Origin of the sequence: Fodinibius sp., assembly GCF_041642155.1 — a bacterium.
Lineage (GTDB): Bacteria > Bacteroidota > Rhodothermia > Balneolales > Balneolaceae > Fodinibius.
In genome coordinates, this window is record NZ_JBEPWZ010000328.1 from 1 (window position 1) to 3,139 (window position 3,139).

Below are 3,139 nucleotides of genomic sequence, written 5' to 3' on the forward strand. Positions count from 1 at the left end.
CGGCTGGTTTTTGCCACGGGACAGACCCGCTTTTCTGAATATGCTTCATCAAATAGGCGTTCAGTTCTTCGGCTTTTGCCGGGTATTCCTCAATCACATTATCCTGCTCTCCGGGATCTTTCTCAAGATTATACAGTTCGCGAGGTTCAAAAGGGCTATTATGAATCAGTTTCCAGTTTCCCAGGCGGACCGCCTGAATGGTCAGTCCACCGTAGCGCATGCCCCCCTCCCGGCGGGTGAAAAACAGGGGGTCCTCTTCATGCAGCTTCTGATCTTTACCCATCAGGGTAGGAAGAAAACTCTTGCCGTTAAGGGGCCCCTCATAGGTTATCCCGGCCGCATCCAGCAGGGTGGGAAAGACATCCATCGTCAGTATCATCTCCTCGGAATGGGTCCCTGCCTTAATTTCTTGCGGCCACGAGACCCCGGCCGGCACCCGAATTCCTCCCTCATACATGCTTTGTTTGCCATCCCGCAGCGGACCGTTATTGGCTTCACTGGGCAGATGTCCTCCATTATCGCTGGTGAATACAATTATCGTATTCTCAAACATGCCGTTCTTTTCCAATGCTTCCATAACCTCTCCGATGCCGTAATCCAGGTGCTCAATAAAGGCCACTAATTCCGCCCTTGTTTGAGAAATATCCGGCTCCCTTTCTTTCACTTTTTCCAGCCACTCTTCCGGAGGCTGTACGGGAAAGTGAGGAGCCAAATGAGACAGAAACAGAAAAAAGGGCTGCCCCCTGTCGGTACGATCTTCGATATAATCAACGGCCCACTCCGTCAGCAGATCCGTCACGTGTCCTTCTGGCTGAATCTTCTGCTCATTAAGCCGCATATAATTGATTCCCTCACGGCGGTGTTCCCAAAAATCCTCCACCATATCATCCAGCCACCCGTGAAAATGATCAAAGCCCCGCTCATTGGGCTTGTTGGGAGATTCCAGTCCCAGGTTCCACTTTCCCACTAAACCGGTATGATACCCGTGTTCCTGCAGAACTTCCGGCAGCAGCGCAGCCCCCGGATCCAAATACCCCCAGCTATTGTCGGGATTAGTCCGAATGAGACCCGGCACGCCTACATAATCCTGGTACTGCCCGGACATCAATGCGGCCCGCGTGGGCGAACATACCGGCGAGTTGGCATAAAAACGATCCAGCCGCATCCCCCCCGAAACAAGACGATCGATATTGGGCGTTTGGATATCATCCGTACCATAATAGGATACGTCATGATAACCCTGATCGTCGGTAAGGATAATAAGAATATTAGGAGGGGAGTCGGCAGGTTTTTTTTCCAATTGCTGACCCATTACCTTACTTACCGAAAAGAAAAAAATTAACGGATACCATAACATTATAAGCAAGGCCTTTGCCTGTACTCTGAATTTAAAATCCATCTTTAGAAGTATCTTTTGATCTATATCCCTGATGTTATCCGATTTATTTTAAGAACCCTTTGCAAAACCGTTCTTTTGTCCAATCTCGGCATTATCGGTCGGTTGAAATTCTCACATATGGATTATATGCTGCGATTTCAACCTCCCTCTGGCCTTGACCTTTCCCGATGCTTCGGGACTGGTTTTTCAAAGACTTCTTTAACTAATAAAAAATTTTAAGTTTGCCAACTTTTGCCACCAAGATGGCTTTTTTTAGGTTAATCCCATCCGCCATAGGGCCACCACGGGTTGCGGTAGTAGGGTGATTCAACAATCACTTTCCGCTCGCCATTGTTGTAGGTAAGCCGGGCCCGGACCCAGTGCGATGCCGCCGGCAGTTCATAACCGAATTCATACAGGCTGAACTCAAACGGTGCCTCTGCCGTCGCGATGGTTTCGTTGTTAATTAAAAGCTCAACCTGTTCTATGGATACATTATACCGCTCTTGCTCGATAGCTATGCTTCCCCTCCCTGCTTTTTGGTCAAAATCGATATCCACGCGGGGTGTGCCGGGGCTACCTGTTATATCAGCAAGCAGGTCGAAGAAGTCGCGTTTCCGTTCGGATGATATCTGCCAGTTCACCGGCACGCTCTGGTACCCTTCATTAAATTCATCCTTCTCCTGAGAACGGCGGAAGTCGAAATATCCCCAGGAGGCATAATTCTTTACACTTGCTGCGAAATTGTTGCCCTCTTCTCCCCAGCCCTGCCCGGCAACCCGCCAAGGCTGATCGTCTTCATTAAAAACGACAGGCATGGGACGATACGCATCCATGTCCCGTACCTCGCGAATCATTTCGACGATACGTTCAGGATTCTGTACGCCGTTTCCATGCAATAAGACATAGTCGGAGGCGTCGACGACGGCAGCCGGGGGTACCGAACCTCCACCCAGGGAAGTGCTGACATAAAGAGACCGGCCATTGCGCTCAATACTCTTTGCATGCTCAATAAGTTCATGGACGCGATCACATTGCAGGATCGGGTGATCATCGTAGCGCACATTGCACTCATTATTAATCTCAACGATGACATTGCCATAACCTTTTTCGAGCACCCACCCGGTCGCATTTTCCACGGCATGTACAACGGCCTGCTCATCCTCCAGGTTGCCATCCTGTCCGAAATAAAAATAACCGATTATAGCCACCATTCCCAGCTCATCGGCCCGGTCCAGGATACGCTCGAGCCTGTTCATGTAGCCTTCTCTCAGGGATCCGTCCGGGGCAAAAGCGGAATTATCCCAGCGTTGTTCACCGCAGTAGCCGTAGGGACACCCTCCCTGAAGATTGACCGTAAAGCTGAGCAATCCGTGTTCACGCCAGGAAGCCATCGCATCGGCAAATTCCTGTGCATTCCGGTCCGGATCCCAAGCTCTGGTATCCGGGTAGGCCCACTGGCCACGCGTCTCCGGATTCAGGTCATCAAAAATTCCCTGAACCAACCGGGCATTCATCAGAAGTCCCTCCACCGGGTACTCCTCACCTGTGGAGGTTGTCCATGTGCGCCCATCATATGCCGGTGCTCCGTTAATGTGAAATTGGTCACCGTCAATGGTTACTTCAGTCTGCCGCTCTTGTGCCAACCCCTGTCCAGCAGCTGAAAAAATAACGAGTACAAAAGTAACTGCTATGACAACCCAGCACTTATGATCAGTAACATCCATGGATAGTAGTATTAAAAGTTAATCAATTGTTTAA

2 protein-coding genes are annotated in these 3,139 nt (G+C 50.0%); both read right to left on the reverse strand.

Features of this window, described 5'->3' with window-relative positions:
• Window positions 1–1,300, reverse strand: a 1,300-nt coding sequence (locus ACESLU_RS13475; protein ID WP_372639149.1) for a sulfatase, incomplete at its 3' end; no start/stop codon positions are given.
• A gap of 356 nt (window positions 1,301–1,656) precedes the next feature.
• Window positions 1,657–3,105 (reverse strand): hypothetical protein, encoded by a 1,449-nt coding sequence (locus ACESLU_RS13480; protein ID WP_372639150.1) that lies wholly within the window; start codon window positions 3,103–3,105, stop codon window positions 1,657–1,659.
• Between the last annotated feature and the right edge of the window lie 34 nt (window positions 3,106–3,139).

Bases quoted from the DNA above. Each gene is read 5' to 3' on its own strand.
- ACESLU_RS13480 (WP_372639150.1), bottom strand. From the start codon at position 3,105: ATGGATGTTACTGATCATAAGTGCTGGGTTGTCATAGCAGTTACTTTT.